The sequence below is a fragment of the Caballeronia sp. LP006 genome, assembly GCF_031450995.1.
In the GTDB taxonomy this organism is placed as follows: domain Bacteria; phylum Pseudomonadota; class Gammaproteobacteria; order Burkholderiales; family Burkholderiaceae; genus Caballeronia.
The window spans coordinates 2,276,611-2,293,337 of record NZ_JARTVW010000005.1 but is presented as its reverse complement, the minus strand read 5'-3'; the positions used below and the strand labels follow the sequence as shown (position 1 = coordinate 2,293,337).

Annotated in this window: 16 protein-coding genes; 9 read left to right on the top strand and 7 right to left on the bottom strand. The window is 59.6% G+C overall.

Going from position 1 to position 16,727, the window contains the following annotated elements:
* Window positions 1-52 precede the first annotated feature (52 nt).
* The 8 genes from tviB (at window position 53) to P9250_RS27260 (ending at window position 9,252) form a co-directional block, all read left to right on the top strand.
* Entirely contained in the window at window positions 53-1,321 is a 1,269-nt protein-coding gene (gene tviB / locus P9250_RS27295; protein ID WP_250509216.1) for a Vi polysaccharide biosynthesis UDP-N-acetylglucosamine C-6 dehydrogenase TviB, read from the top strand.
* An 11-nt stretch (window positions 1,322-1,332) separates the two neighbouring features.
* Window positions 1,333-2,409 (top strand): SDR family oxidoreductase, encoded by a 1,077-nt coding sequence (locus P9250_RS27290; protein WP_310396198.1) that lies wholly within the window; start codon window positions 1,333-1,335, stop codon window positions 2,407-2,409.
* The gene (locus tag P9250_RS27285; RefSeq protein WP_310396196.1) at window positions 2,406-3,581 is read left to right on the top strand and encodes a glycosyltransferase; all 1,176 of its coding nucleotides are present in this window, start codon (window positions 2,406-2,408) and stop codon (window positions 3,579-3,581) included. The genes P9250_RS27290 and P9250_RS27285 overlap by 4 nt, the downstream gene beginning before the upstream one ends.
* The gene (murJ, locus tag P9250_RS27280) at window positions 3,578-4,948 is read left to right on the top strand and encodes a lipid II flippase MurJ (protein ID WP_309962929.1); all 1,371 of its coding nucleotides are present in this window, start codon (window positions 3,578-3,580) and stop codon (window positions 4,946-4,948) included. Before P9250_RS27285 ends, murJ begins: the two co-directional genes overlap by 4 nt.
* 81 nt (window positions 4,949-5,029) lie before the next feature.
* Window positions 5,030-5,929 (top strand): glycosyltransferase family A protein, encoded by a 900-nt coding sequence (locus tag P9250_RS27275; protein WP_250465156.1) that lies wholly within the window; start codon window positions 5,030-5,032, stop codon window positions 5,927-5,929.
* 3 nt (window positions 5,930-5,932) lie between these two features.
* Entirely contained in the window at window positions 5,933-7,072 is a 1,140-nt protein-coding gene (locus P9250_RS27270; protein WP_310396194.1) for a glycosyltransferase family 4 protein, read from the top strand.
* The gene (locus P9250_RS27265; RefSeq protein WP_310396192.1) at window positions 7,069-8,100 is read left to right on the top strand and encodes a right-handed parallel beta-helix repeat-containing protein; all 1,032 of its coding nucleotides are present in this window, start codon (window positions 7,069-7,071) and stop codon (window positions 8,098-8,100) included. The genes P9250_RS27270 and P9250_RS27265 overlap by 4 nt, the downstream gene beginning before the upstream one ends.
* A 78-nt stretch (window positions 8,101-8,178) precedes the next feature.
* On the top strand, window positions 8,179-9,252 hold the full coding sequence (locus tag P9250_RS27260; protein WP_310396189.1) for an EpsG family protein: 1,074 nt from the start codon (window positions 8,179-8,181) through the stop codon (window positions 9,250-9,252).
* A gap of 6 nt (window positions 9,253-9,258) precedes the next feature.
* Here P9250_RS27260 and P9250_RS27255 read toward each other — a convergent pair whose 3' ends face one another.
* Window positions 9,259-10,461 carry a glycosyltransferase family 4 protein gene (locus P9250_RS27255; protein WP_310396187.1) on the bottom strand — a complete coding sequence of 401 codons (1,203 nt, stop codon included), beginning with the start codon at window positions 10,459-10,461 and terminating at the stop codon, window positions 9,259-9,261.
* A gap of 1,008 nt (window positions 10,462-11,469) precedes the next feature.
* Here P9250_RS27255 and P9250_RS27250 point away from each other — a divergent pair.
* The gene (locus tag P9250_RS27250; protein ID WP_310396185.1) at window positions 11,470-11,970 is read left to right on the top strand and encodes a porin family protein; all 501 of its coding nucleotides are present in this window, start codon (window positions 11,470-11,472) and stop codon (window positions 11,968-11,970) included.
* Between the two features lie 63 nt (window positions 11,971-12,033).
* Here the strand turns inward: P9250_RS27250 and P9250_RS27245 are convergent, their stop codons facing one another.
* The 6 genes from P9250_RS27245 to P9250_RS27220 all read right to left on the bottom strand — a co-directional run bounded on the left by P9250_RS27245 (window position 12,034) and on the right by P9250_RS27220 (window position 16,722).
* Window positions 12,034-12,792 (bottom strand): M48 family metallopeptidase, encoded by a 759-nt coding sequence (locus P9250_RS27245; RefSeq protein ID WP_244825525.1) that lies wholly within the window; start codon window positions 12,790-12,792, stop codon window positions 12,034-12,036.
* Between the two features lie 160 nt (window positions 12,793-12,952).
* The gene (gene mdcH, locus P9250_RS27240) at window positions 12,953-13,888 is read right to left on the bottom strand and encodes a malonate decarboxylase subunit epsilon (protein ID WP_310396183.1); all 936 of its coding nucleotides are present in this window, start codon (window positions 13,886-13,888) and stop codon (window positions 12,953-12,955) included.
* Window positions 13,885-14,541 (bottom strand): malonate decarboxylase holo-ACP synthase, encoded by a 657-nt coding sequence (locus P9250_RS27235; RefSeq protein ID WP_310396181.1) that lies wholly within the window; start codon window positions 14,539-14,541, stop codon window positions 13,885-13,887. Before P9250_RS27235 ends, mdcH begins: the two co-directional genes overlap by 4 nt.
* A 221-nt stretch (window positions 14,542-14,762) precedes the next feature.
* Window positions 14,763-15,584 carry a biotin-independent malonate decarboxylase subunit gamma gene (gene mdcE / locus P9250_RS27230; RefSeq protein WP_310396179.1) on the bottom strand — a complete coding sequence of 274 codons (822 nt, stop codon included), beginning with the start codon at window positions 15,582-15,584 and terminating at the stop codon, window positions 14,763-14,765.
* Entirely contained in the window at window positions 15,581-16,426 is an 846-nt protein-coding gene (locus tag P9250_RS27225; protein WP_310396177.1) for a biotin-independent malonate decarboxylase subunit beta, read from the bottom strand. The genes mdcE and P9250_RS27225 overlap by 4 nt, the downstream gene beginning before the upstream one ends.
* A complete protein-coding gene (locus tag P9250_RS27220; RefSeq protein WP_244828068.1) occupies window positions 16,423-16,722 on the bottom strand; it encodes a malonate decarboxylase subunit delta in 300 nt (99 codons plus the stop codon). The genes P9250_RS27225 and P9250_RS27220 overlap by 4 nt, the downstream gene beginning before the upstream one ends.
* Window positions 16,723-16,727: the final 5 nt, after the last annotated feature.

Here is a 16,727-nt window from a genome sequence, read left to right as displayed (position 1 = left end):
CGTCGATGTTTCAAGCAAAGCATCGAGAAACACTGAAGGTTGGTTAAACGAAATGTTAGAAAATCTCCGTATTGCAATCATCGGTCTGGGCTATGTAGGTTTGCCTCTTGCCGTCGAGTTTGGTCGCGGGCGTCCCGTAGTCGGCTTCGATATCAACACGACGCGTATCGATGCGCTGAAGCAGGGTATCGATTCGACGCTCGAAGTAAGTACCGAGGAACTCGCCCGCGCAAGTCAGCTAAGTTTCAGCGCCGATGCGGCGGATCTTGCCAAGTGCAACTTCTTCATCGTCACGGTGCCGACGCCAATCGACGCGTACAACCGGCCCGACCTCGGCGCGCTCATTTCGGCAAGCCAGACCGTCGGCAAGGTGCTGAAGAAAAACGACATCGTCGTGTTCGAATCGACGGTCTATCCGGGCGCCACCGAAGAAGTCTGCGTGCCCGTGCTCGAGCGCGTCTCTGGTCTCAAGATGAACGTCGACTTCTTCGTCGGCTACAGTCCCGAGCGCATCAATCCCGGCGACAAAACGCATCGCGTAGTGGACATTCGCAAGGTGACGTCCGGTTCGACGCCGCAAACCGCGCGCAAGGTCGATGCCGTTTATCGCGAGATCATCACGGCGGGAACGCACATGGCGGAGAGCATCCGCGTGGCCGAAGCCGCGAAGGTCATCGAGAACACGCAGCGTGACGTGAATATCGCGTTGATCAACGAACTCGCGATCATCTTCAATCGCATGAATATCGATACCGAGTCCGTGCTGCGCGCGGCGGGTACAAAGTGGAACTTCCTGCCGTTCAAGCCGGGTCTGGTTGGTGGTCACTGCATCGGCGTCGATCCTTACTATCTGACGCATAAGGCCGAAGAGATCGGATATCACCCGGAGATCATTCTCGCGGGTCGTCGCCTCAACGACAACATGGGGCAGTATGTCGTCGCGCAACTCGTCAAGGCGCTGGCGCAGAAGCGCATTGCTATCGCCGATGCGCGCGTGCTCATTCTCGGTCTCACGTTCAAGGAAAACTGCCCGGATATTCGCAACACGCGTGTCATCGACATCGTCAGCGAGCTTGCAGAGTATCAGGCGCATGTCGATGTCTGCGATCCGTGGGCGCTTGTGCACGAGGTCAAGGACGAATACGGCATCGATCTCGTCGAGTCGCCTGAGGCGGGTGCTTATGACGCGATCGTTATCGCGGTCGCTCACGAGCAGTTCGTCACGCTCGGAAAGGGCATGCGCGATTTCGGCAAGAAGGAGCACCTTCTCTACGACCTCAAATATGTCTTGCCGGCCGATGGTTCGGATCTGCGCCTGTAAGGATACTCACGATGAATCGCTATCAGGTTATCTGCGAAGCGTTGCGAGCGAATCCAGTGCGATGGCTGGTCACGGGCGCGGCGGGATTCATCGGTTCGAATCTCGTCGAGACGCTGCTCAGGCTGAATCAGGAAGTCGTCGGGCTCGATAACTTCGCGACCGGTCATCGGCGCAATCTCGACGAAGTGGCGACCTCGGTGTTGCCGGAGCAATGGTCACGCTTCACGCTGATAAAAGGCGATATCCGCAATGCGCGAGATTGCGAGACCGCTGTCGCTGGCGTGAAGCATGTGCTGCATCAGGCCGCCTTGGGATCGGTGCCGCGTTCGCTGAACGATCCGGTCGCGACCGATCAGGTGAACATCGGTGGCTTCCTCAACATGCTGGTCGCCGCGCGCGATGCAGGCGTATCCAGCTTCACCTACGCGGCGTCCAGTTCGACATACGGCGATCATCCGGTGCTTCCCAAAGAGGAAGCGAATATCGGACGTCCGCTTTCGCCTTACGCCGTCACGAAGTATGTGAATGAGCTCTATGCAGAAGTCTTCGCGCGCTGCTACGGCTTCAAGGCGACGGGCTTGCGCTACTTCAACGTCTTTGGCAAACGCCAGGACCCGAACGGCGCGTATGCGGCGGTCATTCCGCGCTGGATCGCCACGATGATGAGCGGCGAAGACGTGCAGATCAATGGCGACGGCGAGACGAGCCGCGACTTCTGCTTCGTCGATAACGCGGTACAGGTCAATCTGCTCGCAGCAACGGCGAGCGATGATGTGCGCGGACAGGTCTTCAACGTCGCACTCGGAGATCGCACGACGTTGAACGAGTTGTTCGGCTTGCTGCGTGACACGCTTGGAGAATACGGCATTCGATACGATCGGCCGCCGACATACCGCGCGTTTCGCGCAGGGGACGTACGTAATTCGCAGGCCAGTATAGAGAAGGCGAAGTCGATGCTTGGATATGCCGACGGCGTGCGGCTCGACGAAGGCATTCGGACCGCCGTGCCGTGGTATATCGCGTCGACGAAGACGCAGCGAAACCACGTCCAATCTTCCGATGCGAGCAACGGTAATACATCACGATGAAGGTTCTGCATGTCATCAGCAGCCTCGATCGCGGTGGCGCAGAGGCGGTGTTGTTCCAGGTTGTGTCGCACGGGCGCACGAGCGGCATCGAGCATCGCGTGGTCTGTATGCGCGGAGAAGGGTACTACACGGCGAAGTTGCTCGAACAAGGCATCGAAGTCGAAGCGCTGAATTGTTCGAAAGGCCGAATCACGCCGCGCGCGTTGCTTCGTCTCTGGTCGGTCATGCGCGCATTCGGCCCGGACGTCGTGCAGACCTGGATGTATCACGCTGATCTCATCGGCGGCGTGCTTGCCTATCTGACGCGCTTCAAGCCGATTTGCTGGGCGGTTCACCACGCGAATCTCGATTCCGACAAGAACACACGCATGACGGTCCGGATTGCGAAGATGTGCGGATTGCTCTCGCGCTTCGTGCCGGACCGCATCGTGTGCTGCTCGAAACGAGGCCAGGCCGCGCATCAACAGATCGGCTATGACGGCAGCAAGTTCTCGTGGATCCCGAACGGCTACGACATCGAACGCTTCTCGCCGGATCCTCATGCAAGGGCCGCGCAACGACAGCTCTGGCAAGTCTCGGACGATATGCCGCTTATCGGATGCGTGGCGCGTTGGAATCCTCAGAAAGACCATCCGAACCTGTTTCGCGCCGCGGCGATGCTCGCCGATGATGGCGTCGCTTTCAAGCTGGTGCTCGTCGGCGCCGACATGACATGCGCGAACGCCGATCTTCTCGCATCGCTCGATGCTGTCGGTTTGCGCGAACGCGTGCTTCTGGCGGGACCGTCGGACGATATCTCAGGCGTCATGAACGCGCTCGATATCCACGTGCTGCCGAGCGCTGGCGAAGCGTTCCCGAACGTGGTCGCCGAGGCGATGGCTTGCGGCACGTTGAGCGTGAATACCGATGTAGGCGACGTTGCCACGATAGTCGGTAGCGAAGGATGGGTCGTCCCGCCTGGTCATTCAGTCGCGCTTTCAAAGGCGCTTGGTGCAGCAATTGCAATGAACCGCACGACTGAAGGTAAAGCGCGCAGGGAACGCGCGCGCACTCGCATTGTGCGTAACTTCGGTCTCGAGCGGATGCAGAAAGCGTATGAGTCGACCTGGCGCGAAGTCGCCGCGCGCGCGGGCAAGGTCGTTCCGCGGCGTCGCAGAGAGAAGCGGACATGAGCTTCGGACTGGCCTCCAAGCTTCGGGCCAAGCTTGCGAACGCGCATCCGGATCATCGCAGGATAGCGAAGGGCGCCGCATGGGTGTCACTCTTCGTGCTGATGGGCAAGAGTGCCGGCGCCTTCAAGGAAATGGCGATCGCGTATCGCTATGGCGTGAGCGGTATCGTCGATGCCTACCAGTTGTCCTTCACGCTCGCCACATGGATACCTTCCATGCTCGTCACGGTGCTCAGTACCGTGCTGATTCCCGTGCTCGTGCGCATGCGCAACGACGACACGGACACGCTCGCCAACTTCATCGGCGAATTGCGTGGCTTGGCGTGGCTCGTCGGTCTTGCCATCGCCAACGTGCTCGTTTTCGCATCGCCCGTGGTGATCGCCTATGTGGGTGGACCGCTGCCGGAGCATACGAGATCGCTTGCGATGCAATTTATCGTCGGCATGTCGCCGCTCGTGCCGCTCACCTTGCTCATGTGTATCGATGCCGCGCGCTTGCAGGCACGCGAGCGGCATATCAACACGTTGCTCGAAGCCGTGCCGGCTGCAGTGCTCTTTTTCGTGGTGATCGTCAGTACCGGTTCGTCGATCAAGCCGCTTTACATGGCCGTTACGCTCGGACTCGCGCTGCAAGTTTATTTGTTGTCGATGTTCGCAAGGCGTGCGGATAAGGTCCGCGCTCCCATTCGCTTCGGATTCAGTTCGCCGCAGTGGCGGGCCATGGCGCATTCGATCGGCGTCATGCTCATCAGTCAGGCCATCCTTGCTTGTATCGTGCCTATCGATCAATACATGGCGACCCGTGAAGGTGCTGGAGCGGTCGCCACGCTTGGTTATGCCAATCGGCTGATTGCGTTGCTGATGGGTCTCGGTGCATCGGCAATCGGAAGGGCGACGTTGCCCGTGTTGACGCAGACCATCCGCAATGGCGAACGCGAGCGCGCTCGATCCATGGCGATCAAATGGGCCTACGTCATGTTCGGAATCGGCGCCGTGGCGGCATGTGTCGCTTCGTTCGCCGCGCCTTTGATCGTGCGTGTGCTGTTTCAACGAGGCGCTTTCACGGCAGTCGATACTGAACATGTCGCGGTCTTGCTTCGCTGGTTCACGCTGCAATTAGCGCCAGCATTTGCCACATTAGTGTTGATGCAGATGGCTGCCAGCGAAGGGCGCTATCGGTCGATCGCGTTCATCACATGCGCAGGCTTCGTCGCCAAGGTCGCGGCCAACTTCGCCTTCACACCAATGCTCGGTTTGGCCGCGCTTCCTGTAGGCACTGCTGTCATGGCCGGCGTCGTGTTCGTTCTCTATCTTTTCTCCATCCACGAGAACGAGGAAGAGGACATGGAGCAAGAGCATGGAGCCTGATTTCTCGCCGATGCCTTGTCTGACGCGATCGCCGACTTGGAATCGCCTCACCCGCATGCCACGCATTGTCAAGTTTTCTCGATGACGTTCATCTCTGTTATTACCGCCAGCTATAACCGTGCGGCTCAGTTGCCAAGCTTGTTCGCCAGCCTCGAAAAACAAAGCGACAGAGATTTCGAATGGATAGTCGTCGATGATGGCAGCGTCGACAACACGCGCGCGCTTTGCGAGCGCTGGGCTGACCAGGTCGATTGGCCGCTGCGCTACATTCAGAAACCGAACGGCGGGAAGCATACCGCGCTGAATCGGGGCTTCGCACTTGCGAAGGGCGAATTGATCATCACGGTCGATAGCGATGACACGCTCACGCTCGATGCCATCGCGACGATTCGCGAAAACTGGTCGTCGTGTCGAACCATTCCCGACGTATGCGGCATGAGCTTTCTCAGACTGCGCGCGGATGGACGCGTGATCGGTGACCGTTTCGAGCCGGACCGCGAGTGGGCGACATACATCGATATGCGCATCAATCGCGGGGTGCGTGGCGACAAGGCCGAAGTCTGGCGCGCAGACATCTTGAAGCAGTTTCCTTTTCCGGAAGTCGAAGGCGAGCGCTTCATGATGGAGTCCGCCGTATGGGGAATGATCGGGCGGCGGTATCGGATGCTGCACGTGAACATCGGCTTCTATGTTTGCGAGTATCTGTCCGATGGTCTGACGCGAGGCGGCGCGGCGCTGACGGTCCTGTGCCCGGTCGGGTCCGCACACGGCATTCGCTGGGCAATCGCGCCGCCGGTCAACATGCGCACGCGGATCGTGATGACGTGGCGGCTCATTGCTTACGAGTTTTTGGCGCGACGTTCTGTGTACCAGATCGCGATGGCGTCCGGGCATCGCTTGCAGGTGCTGTTGAATCTGCCATTCGGATCAGCGCTTTATTTGTACTGGCGGTTCAAGTTTCGACGTGAGTTAGGTCGGTAGGTCATGAAAAAAGTCGTTCTCTTTGCCAATACGGATTGGTACCTTTTCAATTTTCGTTTGTCGCTCGCGAAGAATCTTCGGGACAATGGCTGGTCGGTGTTGCTCATGTCGCCGCCGGGGCCTTATGTCGCGGGGTTAGAGGACGCCGGATTCCGCTGGCTTCCCGTGCCGATGCAACGACGCAGTCTGAACCCCTTGCGGGAACTCTTGCTGGTCTTGCACCTATGCCGCCTGTTTCGCAAAGAGCGGCCAGATGTCGTGCATGGCTTCACCATTAAATGCGCGGTGTACGGTTCGCTTGCGGCGCGTCTCGCGCGCGTCAGGCAGCGCGTCAACGCTGTGGCAGGTCTCGGCTTCGTGTTTACGAACGATTCGTTGAAGGCGCGCGTCTTACGACCGCTGGTCAAAATATTGATGCGCGCGACGTTGAATGGCCGCGGCGCATCGCTGATTCTCCAGAATCCCGACGATGTCGCGATGTTCATCAACGCCGGTATCGTCGACAAGTCTTGCATCCACCTCATTCCCGGATCGGGCGTGAACGTACAGAAGTTCGCCCAACGCGCGAAGGACACGAGCGGCACGCCACGACCGATTCGCGTTTTGCTGGCTGCGCGCCTGCTTTGGGACAAGGGAATCGCGGAATACGTGGAAGCAGCTCGCGCGCTGCGAAACAGCCAGCGCTCGTTCGAATTCCTGCTCGCCGGCGATCCCGACGAGGGCAATCCTGCTTCGGTCCCGACAAAAACGGTTGAGGCCTGGGTCGAGGAGGGCACGCTGACTTGGCTCGGTCATGTCGGTGACATGCCGGCGTTGCTACGCGACATCGACATCATGGTGTTGCCCAGTTATAGAGAAGGATTGCCAAAGGCGATGATCGAAGCCGCAGCATGCGGCATCGCGCTGGTGACGACGGACGCGCCGGGTTGTCGCGAGGTCGTGAGTCAAGATGGCGTCGATGGCTTGCGCGTTTCGGTGAAGGACGGCGTCGCGCTGACAGATGCAATCGCGCGTCTTCATGACGACCCGGTGTTGCGCGAAACGATCGGTGCCAATGCGCGCGTTCGCGCGCTCGCAGAGTTCGACGAAAGGATCGTGATCGAGCGGACCGTTGCGGTGTATGGAACAACGCAGAACGCTTGAGAACGATCATGATAAGCAGAAGAGTTGCGCTCAAAGTCATAGCGTCGATGCCTCTGGCGCATGGGCTTGCGTGTCGGTCGGCGGCGGCTAAGATATTGAATGAAGACGACGTCGTGCATGCGAGTGTCTTCGGCGTCGTGAGCGATGGCGTGAGCAATGACACGTCGCGTCTTCAGGATGCGATCGATCGCTCAGTTGGCAAGACGTTACTCATTGGCGGACAATGCCGCATCGACACGCAAGGACTGAGTCTGCGAAGCGGCTCGCGCGTTCGCTTCGAACCGGGCGCCTCGATCAAGTTGCTTGCGCATGACACGCCTTCGTATCAAATGTTGCGCATGTGGGACGTGAGCGACGTTGTGCTGGAGAACGCGACGCTAGACGGCAGTCGTGAGTTGAACTCGGCGCAGCCCAAAACGCATTCGGAAGGCTACGGCATGGGCATTTCGATAGCAGGTAGTTCAAAAATCACGATCAAATCGGCAACCACGGTGGGTTGCTGGGGCGACGGTATCTACCTGGCGAACAGTTATCAGCCGACCAGCATGCCGCCTCAGTATATTCACGTGATTGACCATCACGCGAACAACTGTCGTCGACAGGGAATCTCCATCATTAGCGGAAGGAACGTTTTCATTGAAGGCGGTCTGTGGGAGAACATCGGTGGAACGGCGCCGTCGGCGGGTCTGGATATCGAGCCCAATTCGAATCGGGACGTGCTGGAAAACATCAGGATCGTCAACCCTGTCACGCGAAACTGCAAGATCGGCATCCTCGTCTATCTCTTGAAGATTGCCGGTGTCGAGTCCAAGGACGTGCAGATCGATATCAGCGGTCAGCGCGATGAATCCGCGAAGATCGCCGCCTTTAGCGTTTCAGGTCTCGATACCAAAGGTTCAATTGTGAAAGGACGAATCGTCAATCGATCGGCGACCTGGATCAAGCCAAAGCTTCTTTCCGTCGAAAGCCACGATTACGACAAGCGCGGACCGCAGATCGTAGTAACGGACTTGAAGACTATTCGATAATCGGCGCACTTCGCCGACGACAACCTCGCAAGGCAGCAAGCCGGCGCCGAGCGCATTATCCGACCTAAAAAAATTTCGATGAAAGCCAGAATGACTCAAGCGCCGAGTCCACCAGTTCCCCGTCGCACAACTCAGGCGCGAGCCTACCTGACTACTCCTGGCGGCTGCCTATTCATCCTGATAGCGATTCTGTTGCTGGTGGTGGTTGCGGTAGGCGATCGTACGATGCTGCTAGATCAGGACAATTACCTGGAGTACTTCAGCCAGACAACGTGGGACTGGTTCGTCAATCTTTATCAGACACGCACTTCAACGCTCAGTTTTGTCATCAGCACGGTGACGGAGGAATTCGGCTGGCGTACCTGGTTGATCGTATTGAATGCGTTCGGCGTAACACCCGATATTGGTGTAAGAGTGACCGTCGTATTGGCGAACGCACTTATCATTGCGGCGCTTTTAGAAGTCCGGCGACCGCTACTAGGGCTGCTTCTTTGGGCGGTCGTTCCGGTAGCCTTGGCTACGGTCGGACTGTTTCAAATCCGTCAAGGTTTGGCATTCGGCATAGCGATGCTTATCACGCTGCGCTATCAGCGGCCCGTCCTCGGATGGGTGCTCGCGAGCTTCGTTCATACGACCTTCGCGATACCCGCGTTGCTATTGCTCTCCATTCGAGCGTGCGGAGATCGAAAATGGCGAGCGTTGATTGTTTCGAGTTTGACGGCGTTCGTACTCGCCGCCGCGGCGGGCTATCTTTTCAATAATTTCGGCGGCAGGCGAGTCGAGGAATATGCGGACTACCAGGACGATTTCACTATCCGGCTGCTCATCCTGTTGATCGTCTATGCAACGGCTTCTGTCATTGTGCTTTATACGCAATGGAAAGAGAAGGGCACAGCGAAGGACAAGGTATGGACGGAGCTATGCACGATGCACGTTGCGCTCATGGCTTATTTGGTCTTTGCGTATGTGCTGTTTCCGTTCGGGAAGGGACGCGTGTGGTATTGCATAGCGTTACTGCTGCCGTACGTGATTTCGCAAATTCGATTCAGGAACGCGTTCGTGATATGGTGGACTGCGCTGATTCTTCTAGCCCTGTCGGCAGATGCCCTCAAGAATTATCAGGCTGATGTCTACAGCTATTTTCTTCATTAGGCGATATCAACGGCGCGTCGAGTCGTAGGCGCCTTGCGATTCGTGTGAGTCGTAATCTGTCATGTCGTTTTCATGGATGGGTCGGCGCGCCGCGGCATCGTCGGTGTCCACGCCAACGCGCGTGAACAACTCGTCCCACACGCGAAGAATCGTATTCGTTGAATATCGCTCGCGAACGGACTTTGCGCCTTTGCGACTCAGTTCGGCACGCAGCGTGTCATCGGTGAGCATCCTTTGAATTGCAGCGGCTAACGCTTGCGGATTGGCGACTGGCACAAGCAGCGCGTCCTGCCCGTCGCGCGTGATGTAGCGCGGACCACTGAGACAATCGACAGCTATGGCGGGAACGCCTAAAGCCATACTCTCGGCGAGCGCGAGGCCGAATCCTTCGAAGCGGGATGACATGACGAATGCCTGCGAGCGCAGAATCTCCGTCCATGGATTTTCGGTGACACCCGGAAGAAAGATGCGCTGGGTCACACCTCGCCTTTCGATCTCCGCTTCGAGCGATGCGCGTTCGGCACCTTCACCCCATATCCACAGATCCCATTTCGGGCATGCATTCGCAATGGACGAGAATGCGTCGATCAAAAGGCGATAGTTCTTTTGCGGATGCAATCGTCCGAGCGAAACGAGGCGCATGCGCGCGCCGGTTTCGATAGACGGCGCCGACTGCTGGAATAATTCGTCAGGCAGCGGATTTGGGACGACAGCAATATGTCGCATGCCGGGCACCATTGTCTTGAACGGTGCGACGACATTTTCGGTGAGCACCGTTATCGCGCTGGCATGTGGGTAAGTCAGACGAGTAAGCAGTTTCCATAACGCGGATCGTCCGTCGCGAGATGGATCGTTATGTTCGCAAGCGATAACCGGAATGCCCAAGCCTAATGTTGCAAGAATTGCGGCTACGTTGACATTGGTTAAAAAGGAAATCACAACGTCGGGCCGGTTCTCCCGGATGAGCGAGCGCAAAGCCCGCTGCCGCTGAACGAAGCTTGATAACTTGCCGCCTTGACTCCCTGCACGGTCAGTCAGATAGATGAAGCGAACGTTCTCGGAAATCTTGTAAAAGCAATCACCCTTACCGCTATATGTAGCGACTAGCGTGACATCGTCACCGCGCTCACTCCAGGCATTCACGAGCGTAGCCGCGACCCGTTCCGCGCCGCCGCTTCCCATGGAACTCACCAATAGCGTGATTTTCATTTAAGTGATGCTCCAATTGGATGAGCTAACGAGGGGATGTCGCACTGTTGATGATCAGAGAAGTTACGAGTCTTTAAGGACGCTGCGAGTTTGACCACGGGACATCAAGACGATCGCATAGGTATGCAGTCTGAAGTCACGCTTGTGGGCTATGTAATCGCGTTCGCGTAATGGCGGATGGTTTCGCACGATGAACGACACGAGCGAGCCAAGTTGAAGAAAATCGGCTCTGACGAAAACGACGCGTTCGAAAGCTAAAGAAGACTAACGATCTTATCATCGGAGCGAGTCTATCGATGTCTTTTGGAATGCAACTTTGTGGAGATGGCGTGCTCAGGGTCCGAGCTTAGAAACTTTGCGGAGCACGCCAGCCATGTCTCGGACGTGCCACGCGTCACACACCGACCGAATGGCAGATTGCAATATCAGGATGGTTCAGGAGAAAACCTCTGCCCGGTCGAGGTCTTCCACACGCAATAAAGAACGAGCGACGCACGATCATGTACGAGAGTCAGTTCCCATCTTCGATCGTTCAAACGGCTGGCGTGCAAAAATAGCGAATACTTACTCGAACCATTCAAAAAAACAGGCAGTGTCTGGAGGCGACGAAGTTGATCGTGAATGTGATTTTTAACGTGCTTGGAACGGCGGCGCTGATCGTCGTTTTGCTTTTGGGAAGTATCGCAATTTGGGACATTTTGCGCGGGAAGTAGGCGGCAAGTTCACTCATCCGCCGGTACTACCATCAATCGCCGCCACTTTCCCATGAGGCGTGCCGGTCTCAACGGCGTCATCGGCCAGGCAACACGTGACGCATGTCACGCCCTACGCCGCCGAGCCCAACCTTTAAGACAAGTCCGCTATCCGAGTTAACAATCGGAAACTAATCTTGCGCGTTGATTGTTTGGAAGCAGTCAATTGCAAGACAGCCTGCGCTGTCTCGATTATTTTCTTGCCTGAATTCGATTTGCGTGTTCTGGCGACGCCTTTCTCACGGTTGGCTCACTCATGGTAAGTATCAAAAAGGTAGCGGCGCCGCTTTTCGTCTCGCTGCTCGGTATCGCTAGCGCGCACGCTAGCGAATTCTCCGGCCCCTTCGTCGGCGCGAAGCTCGGCTTGAATTTCTCCGATGCAACCGGACACGATTTCGAGGAATCGACGCACACGACGTTCTTTCCGGGCCTGACGGCAGGTTATAACGTCGATGTCAACCAGTTCGTAGTCGGCGTCGAAGGATTCGCTGATCTTCACGCCGGTTCGACGACCAAGAAGGACGGCGGCATCGACGTAAAAGTCGGCATGCCTATCGACGGCAACATCATGCCCTACGCGCGCGTGGGCTTCACTGGCACCTGGCCGGACACGCGCTTGCACTATGGCGCGGGCGTCGAGTATAAGTTCGCGAAGCAATGGAGTGTCGCTGGCGAATACACGGCCGACACGGCGCACTTCGACGGCGGCCATCGTCGTAACGACAGCCTGACCGTCGGCGTGCATTACTACTTCTGATCGTCACGAATTGGAGTCGAAAGCGCGAGCAACCGCTGCTCGCGCTTTTTTTTTGCCCCGTCCTTACTTGCCCGACGCAATCCGATCCTGAATGTGCTTCGCGCGCGAAGGCGACGACGGGTGCGAATCCATCATGCTCGACTTGCCGCCGTCGATCGTCGCGAGCTTCTGAAACGCCGTCACGAGGCCAGCCGGGCTGTATCCCTTCTTTTTCTGCATGTCGAACGAGTAATCGTCGGCGGCGCTTTCTTGCGATTGCGAGAATTGCGCCTGGACGAACTTCTCGGACAAGTCGCCCAGTTGCGATGCCGACAGATTCGCCACCGCGCCGCCCGTCGATGCCGCCGCCGAGCGCACGGCAGAGGTCGCATAGGCGAGCTGCATCGCCTTCTTGGTGTGGCCGAGCGCCACGTGACCCATTTCGTGGCCCACCACGCCGCGCACTTCGTCGTCGTTCATTGCGTCCATGAGGCCGCTGTACACGCGCACGCAACCGTTGGCCATCGCCCAGGCGTTGACATCCTTCGTGACGTAGACCTTGTAGTTGACCGGCACGCCATTGATGTTGTCGCCCAGTTGCTTCGAGATGCGGTTCAGACGCTGCGTGTATTGACTCGACGCCGGCGCAATCTTGTTTTCCTTGTCCAGGTCCGCGCACGATTTGTCGGAGAGCGTGCGCACATCGGCGTCACTCAGCGTGAAGGCTTGCGATGCGAGTTGGCCAGACTGCAACAACGTGTCGGGATTAAGTGCATTCATGCTGCTGCAGGAGATGAGCGCGCACAGAGCGGGCGCCGCGAGCGCCAAGCGGATGAATTTCATGTTTCGGTCTTCCTAGAATTGTTTTTGGGGCGTCCGTGACGCGATGCTTCGCGCACGGAGCGGCATCGTCGATGTCCGTCGAACAAAAAGCTAGCGGAACATTCTGATTTTGCTTACGGTCGTTGACAATTCGCTGTCGGAAAAGTGCGGAAAAAGCGGATTAATCTGCGGCGCGCTGGTTTGCCGCGCGTACGCGAGCGGCGGTCGGATGAGTGGACGCGGCGTCCATGGATAGCGCCTGCGCATCGGGCAGGGCGTCGCTTGCGAGTTGCGTCAGCGTGTGGCCGGGCGGCATTTCGACGAAGACATTTGCGCCGAGTTCGAACAGCGCGATGGTCGATTCGTGCCAGCGCACCGGATAGCGCAAGTTGGTCGCGAGGTCGTCGCGCACGGCATCGGCGCGACGCAGCACGCGTGCGCCGCGATTGCCGACATATGGAACGCGTGGTGCATCGAAGCGGACTTTCGCGGCAGCTTCGATCAATTGCGTGGCCGCGTCTTCGAGCAGCACGCAATGCGAAGGCACGCTCACCGCTAACCGTTCGGCCTTGCGCGCGCCGCGTTCGAGCGCGAGGCGGCTCACGGCTTCGAGCGCATCATCGCTGCCGGATACGACGATTTGACGCGGCGCGTTCAGATTGCCGACATAGGCATCGGCGTGACCGTCGGCGATCACGCGTGCAATCTCTCGTTCGTTCAGGCCGAGCACCGCCAGCATGCCGTAGCCGTGCGGATACGCGTTCTGCATGAGCGTCGCGCGCAGGCGAACGAGGCGCAGGGCATCGTCGAACGCAACGGCGCCGCTCGTCACCGCCGCGCCATACGCGCCGACCGACAAACCCGCGACGGCTTCCGGCTCGATACCTTCGGCCGCGAGCGCGCGCGCCGCCGCCACGCCTGCCGCCAGTAACGTGACTTGCACCGCGACGGTCGACTCAAGCGCGGTGGCGTCATCGAGTTGCAGGATGTTTTCGCCGAGGATGTCGGATGCTTCGGCGAGCGTCTGCCCGATGACCGGATGCGGTTGCTCGCCGCCCAGCCGATGCAAAAAGCCCGGCGTCTGCGCACCCTGTCCCGGAAAGAGATACGCGATCATGCGGCTGCCCACGGATCGGCGACGAGTCGCGGCCCGTCGGCGTGACGCAGCATCACGCGTAGATTCGCGCGCGCGAATTCCGCGAGCGAGAAGGCGGCTTCCGGCGTTTCGATCTGCACGTCGATGCGCGTGCCGATCTCCCGCGCGGTTCGCGACAGTGTGTCGAGAAGCGCGGCGGCTGCATCGCGCGAAAGCGGCGAGGGCGCGCGAATCACGATGTCGAGATCGCTTTCGGGTGTGACCGTGGGTGTACCGCTCGCGAGTTCGAAGCCTGTGCTGCCGGCGGGGCCCCAGGCGAGTCCCGTTGCCTGGATCGAAGACGAGATTGCCCGCAGAAGCGCGAACGCGGGCAAGTGTGCGCGGTCCGAATCGGGCGTGCGTTCGAGCAAGGCTTCGGGAGACAACGCAGACGCGATCGACCGTTGATCGATCCACGCGCCGAAGCGCTCGCCGCGCGTCGAACCGCGTACGCCGATGGGAATTGCGTCGCCCAGGCGCGGCGCACGGCGGACGACGACGAAAGGTGAGCGCGCGAGCGAGGTGGCGACCCAGGACGGCACGTTGGGCGCGAAGAGAAGCGAGGCCGCGACATCCGCGCCGCCTCCGGCCGATGACGACAGCGTGTCGATCTTCAGCAGGTCATGTGGCCGCATCTCATACTGCCTTGCGTTCATCATTGTTCTCGTCGGTGACGCTCGCTGGGCACGCGCAGTCACGAATCGCGCGACCGTATTGAACGATGCGCGGCAAACGGGCCGCACAAAGGCCTCCTGCATGTTGCGTCGAAGCGGAGCTTATCGTCGGTGACAGCTGCTTCATTGGTGCGTGACAAGCCATTCTCGATGCGCCAAGCCGCATGGAGCACCGCCCCGACTCAAGCTTCATCCCATTGCTCACGCATCCGCTTGCGCACCTCCACCGACGCAGCCCGCGTGCGCTTCGCATCGGCAGAACCAAGCCGGCTCGACAGATCACGCAAAGCACCGCGCGCATCGTTCACGGCCGCCGCAAGCGAAGCCTTCACGCGCTCGATCTCGGCCGCCGAGGGCGCATCCGCATCGACGCCTTCGATCAGTTCATGCAGCAACCCGAGCTTTGCATAAGCGCTCATCTTGTACGACATCGGCAAGACGGTGTCGCCGAGCGCATCCAGACTTTCCACGCTGCGCCGCGTGACGCGCGCGGCTGCTTCGCGACCCATTGCGTGCACGGCGGTGCCGGGTGAATCGAGCGCGACGATCCGGTTCGCCTGATAACCGTGCGCCAGATATGCGCCCGACATGGCCGGCCCGACGATCAACGCAATCACCGGATGACCCGCAAGACGCGCGCTCGCATAAACATCGACGGCAGCGGCGCAGGCAAGATGCACGCCGAGCAGTTCCTCGCGCCGGCCGTAAGCCTGACTTTTGACATCGACGACGGCGACGATCGGACGCTTCACGTCACGCTCGCGATCCGCGTCGATGACCTCGCGCACCGCGCGCGCCAGCAGCCATCCCTGTTCGAGGCCGACGACGTTGTCGCGAGCGCGTGGAAAGCGGTTGTCCGGATCGGGCACGACGGCGAGAAAATGCGCGTGCTCGCCGTTCAAAAGCCCGCCACGCGCGCGAATCGGACCGGCTTGCGCGCCGGACGCAGGCGAAGTCAGCGCGTCGATCCAGCGTTCGCCGCGCGAGAGAGTTGTCGTGTTCATCGTGATGCACTCCAGAGCGTGCGCAGCGTTTCGGGATCGATGGCGTCCGGGTTCACGCGCGCCAGACGCTCGATGAAACCGTCCACGTCCTCGGTGCGATGACGCGTCGGCACGCCGCGCGCGAACGCCGCCAGCACCGCGTCGCGTACTTGCGCGGTATCGTCTTCGACGAGCGCATCGACGAGGCCGACCGCCGCGCGTTCTTCTCCGCCAATCATCGACCAGATGAGGCGCCGGTCGCTCGAATCGAGCTCCTCGATGCCCGCTTCCTGTTCGATCACTTCCGGCCCGTTCATGCCAAGGCGCGCCTGCCGCGTCATCACGAGTTCGGTGCAGAGCGCCGCCGCGAGCGACATGCCGCCGAAGCAGCCGACCATGCCGCCGATCACGCCGACGACCGGCACGTGCCGCCGCAATGCGACGATCGCCGCCTGAATCTCGGCGATGGCCGCAAGCCCGAGGTTCGCCTCCTGCAGACGCACGCCGCCCGTTTCGAACAGCACGACGGGACGGATCGCGCGGCCCGCTTCGAATTCGCCGAGCGCCATTTCGAGCGCGGCCGCGATCTTCGCGCCCGAGACTTCGCCGATGCTGCCGCCCTGAAACGCGGGTTCGATCGCCGCGATCACGGCGGGTTCGCCATCGAGCATGCCGCGCGCGATCACCGCGCCGTCGTCGGACTGGCAGACGACGTTCTGCATGGCAAGCCACGGCGATTCGAGCCGGTCGAAGGGGCCGAGCAGTTCGCGAAAGGTGCCGGCATCGAGCAGGGCGCGGGCGCGTTCGCGCGCGGTCATCTCGATGAAGCTGTGACGCGCGAGAAAGGTGTCGTGAGCGTTCATGGCGTGCCCTCGCTGGCTTCGACGGCTTCATTCAGGCGCAGCATGACCACGCCGGGCGTCGCGCCGAAGTCGTTGAGCTCCAGTTTCGCGGCGCCGTCGTATCGCTGAAAAAAACGGTCGAGCACACTCTTCCAGACATGCTCGTAGCCGTCGACGCTCGTGCGGATCACCACTTCCGCATTCGCTGTCGCCGATGGCGAGAGCAGCACTTCGAGATCGCCCGAGCCGACCACGCCGACGTGCGCGCGACGCGGCACGGGGCGGGTGGCGGGGTATTCGTATCGGATGTTTTCCATCATCG

What these genes read in the sequence shown, in the direction of transcription:
- P9250_RS27220 (WP_244828068.1), bottom strand. Translation starts at nt 16,722, where the DNA reads ATGGAAAACATCCGATACGAATACCCCGCCACCCGCCCCGTGCCGCGT.
- P9250_RS27250 (WP_310396185.1), top strand. Translation starts at nt 11,470, where the DNA reads ATGGTAAGTATCAAAAAGGTAGCGGCGCCGCTTTTCGTCTCGCTGCTC.
- P9250_RS27260 (WP_310396189.1), top strand. Translation starts at nt 8,179, where the DNA reads ATGAAAGCCAGAATGACTCAAGCGCCGAGTCCACCAGTTCCCCGTCGC.
- P9250_RS27290 (WP_310396198.1), top strand. Translation starts at nt 1,333, where the DNA reads ATGAATCGCTATCAGGTTATCTGCGAAGCGTTGCGAGCGAATCCAGTG.
- P9250_RS27235 (WP_310396181.1), bottom strand. Translation starts at nt 14,541, where the DNA reads ATGCGGCCACATGACCTGCTGAAGATCGACACGCTGTCGTCATCGGCC.
- mdcH (WP_310396183.1), bottom strand. Translation starts at nt 13,888, where the DNA reads ATGATCGCGTATCTCTTTCCGGGACAGGGTGCGCAGACGCCGGGCTTT.
- P9250_RS27225 (WP_310396177.1), bottom strand. Translation starts at nt 16,426, where the DNA reads ATGAACGCTCACGACACCTTTCTCGCGCGTCACAGCTTCATCGAGATG.
- murJ (WP_309962929.1), top strand. Translation starts at nt 3,578, where the DNA reads ATGAGCTTCGGACTGGCCTCCAAGCTTCGGGCCAAGCTTGCGAACGCG.
- P9250_RS27285 (WP_310396196.1), top strand. Translation starts at nt 2,406, where the DNA reads ATGAAGGTTCTGCATGTCATCAGCAGCCTCGATCGCGGTGGCGCAGAG.
- P9250_RS27270 (WP_310396194.1), top strand. Translation starts at nt 5,933, where the DNA reads ATGAAAAAAGTCGTTCTCTTTGCCAATACGGATTGGTACCTTTTCAAT.
- P9250_RS27255 (WP_310396187.1), bottom strand. Translation starts at nt 10,461, where the DNA reads ATGAAAATCACGCTATTGGTGAGTTCCATGGGAAGCGGCGGCGCGGAA.
- mdcE (WP_310396179.1), bottom strand. Translation starts at nt 15,584, where the DNA reads ATGAACACGACAACTCTCTCGCGCGGCGAACGCTGGATCGACGCGCTG.
- P9250_RS27275 (WP_250465156.1), top strand. Translation starts at nt 5,030, where the DNA reads ATGACGTTCATCTCTGTTATTACCGCCAGCTATAACCGTGCGGCTCAG.
- P9250_RS27245 (WP_244825525.1), bottom strand. Translation starts at nt 12,792, where the DNA reads ATGAAATTCATCCGCTTGGCGCTCGCGGCGCCCGCTCTGTGCGCGCTC.
- tviB (WP_250509216.1), top strand. Translation starts at nt 53, where the DNA reads ATGTTAGAAAATCTCCGTATTGCAATCATCGGTCTGGGCTATGTAGGT.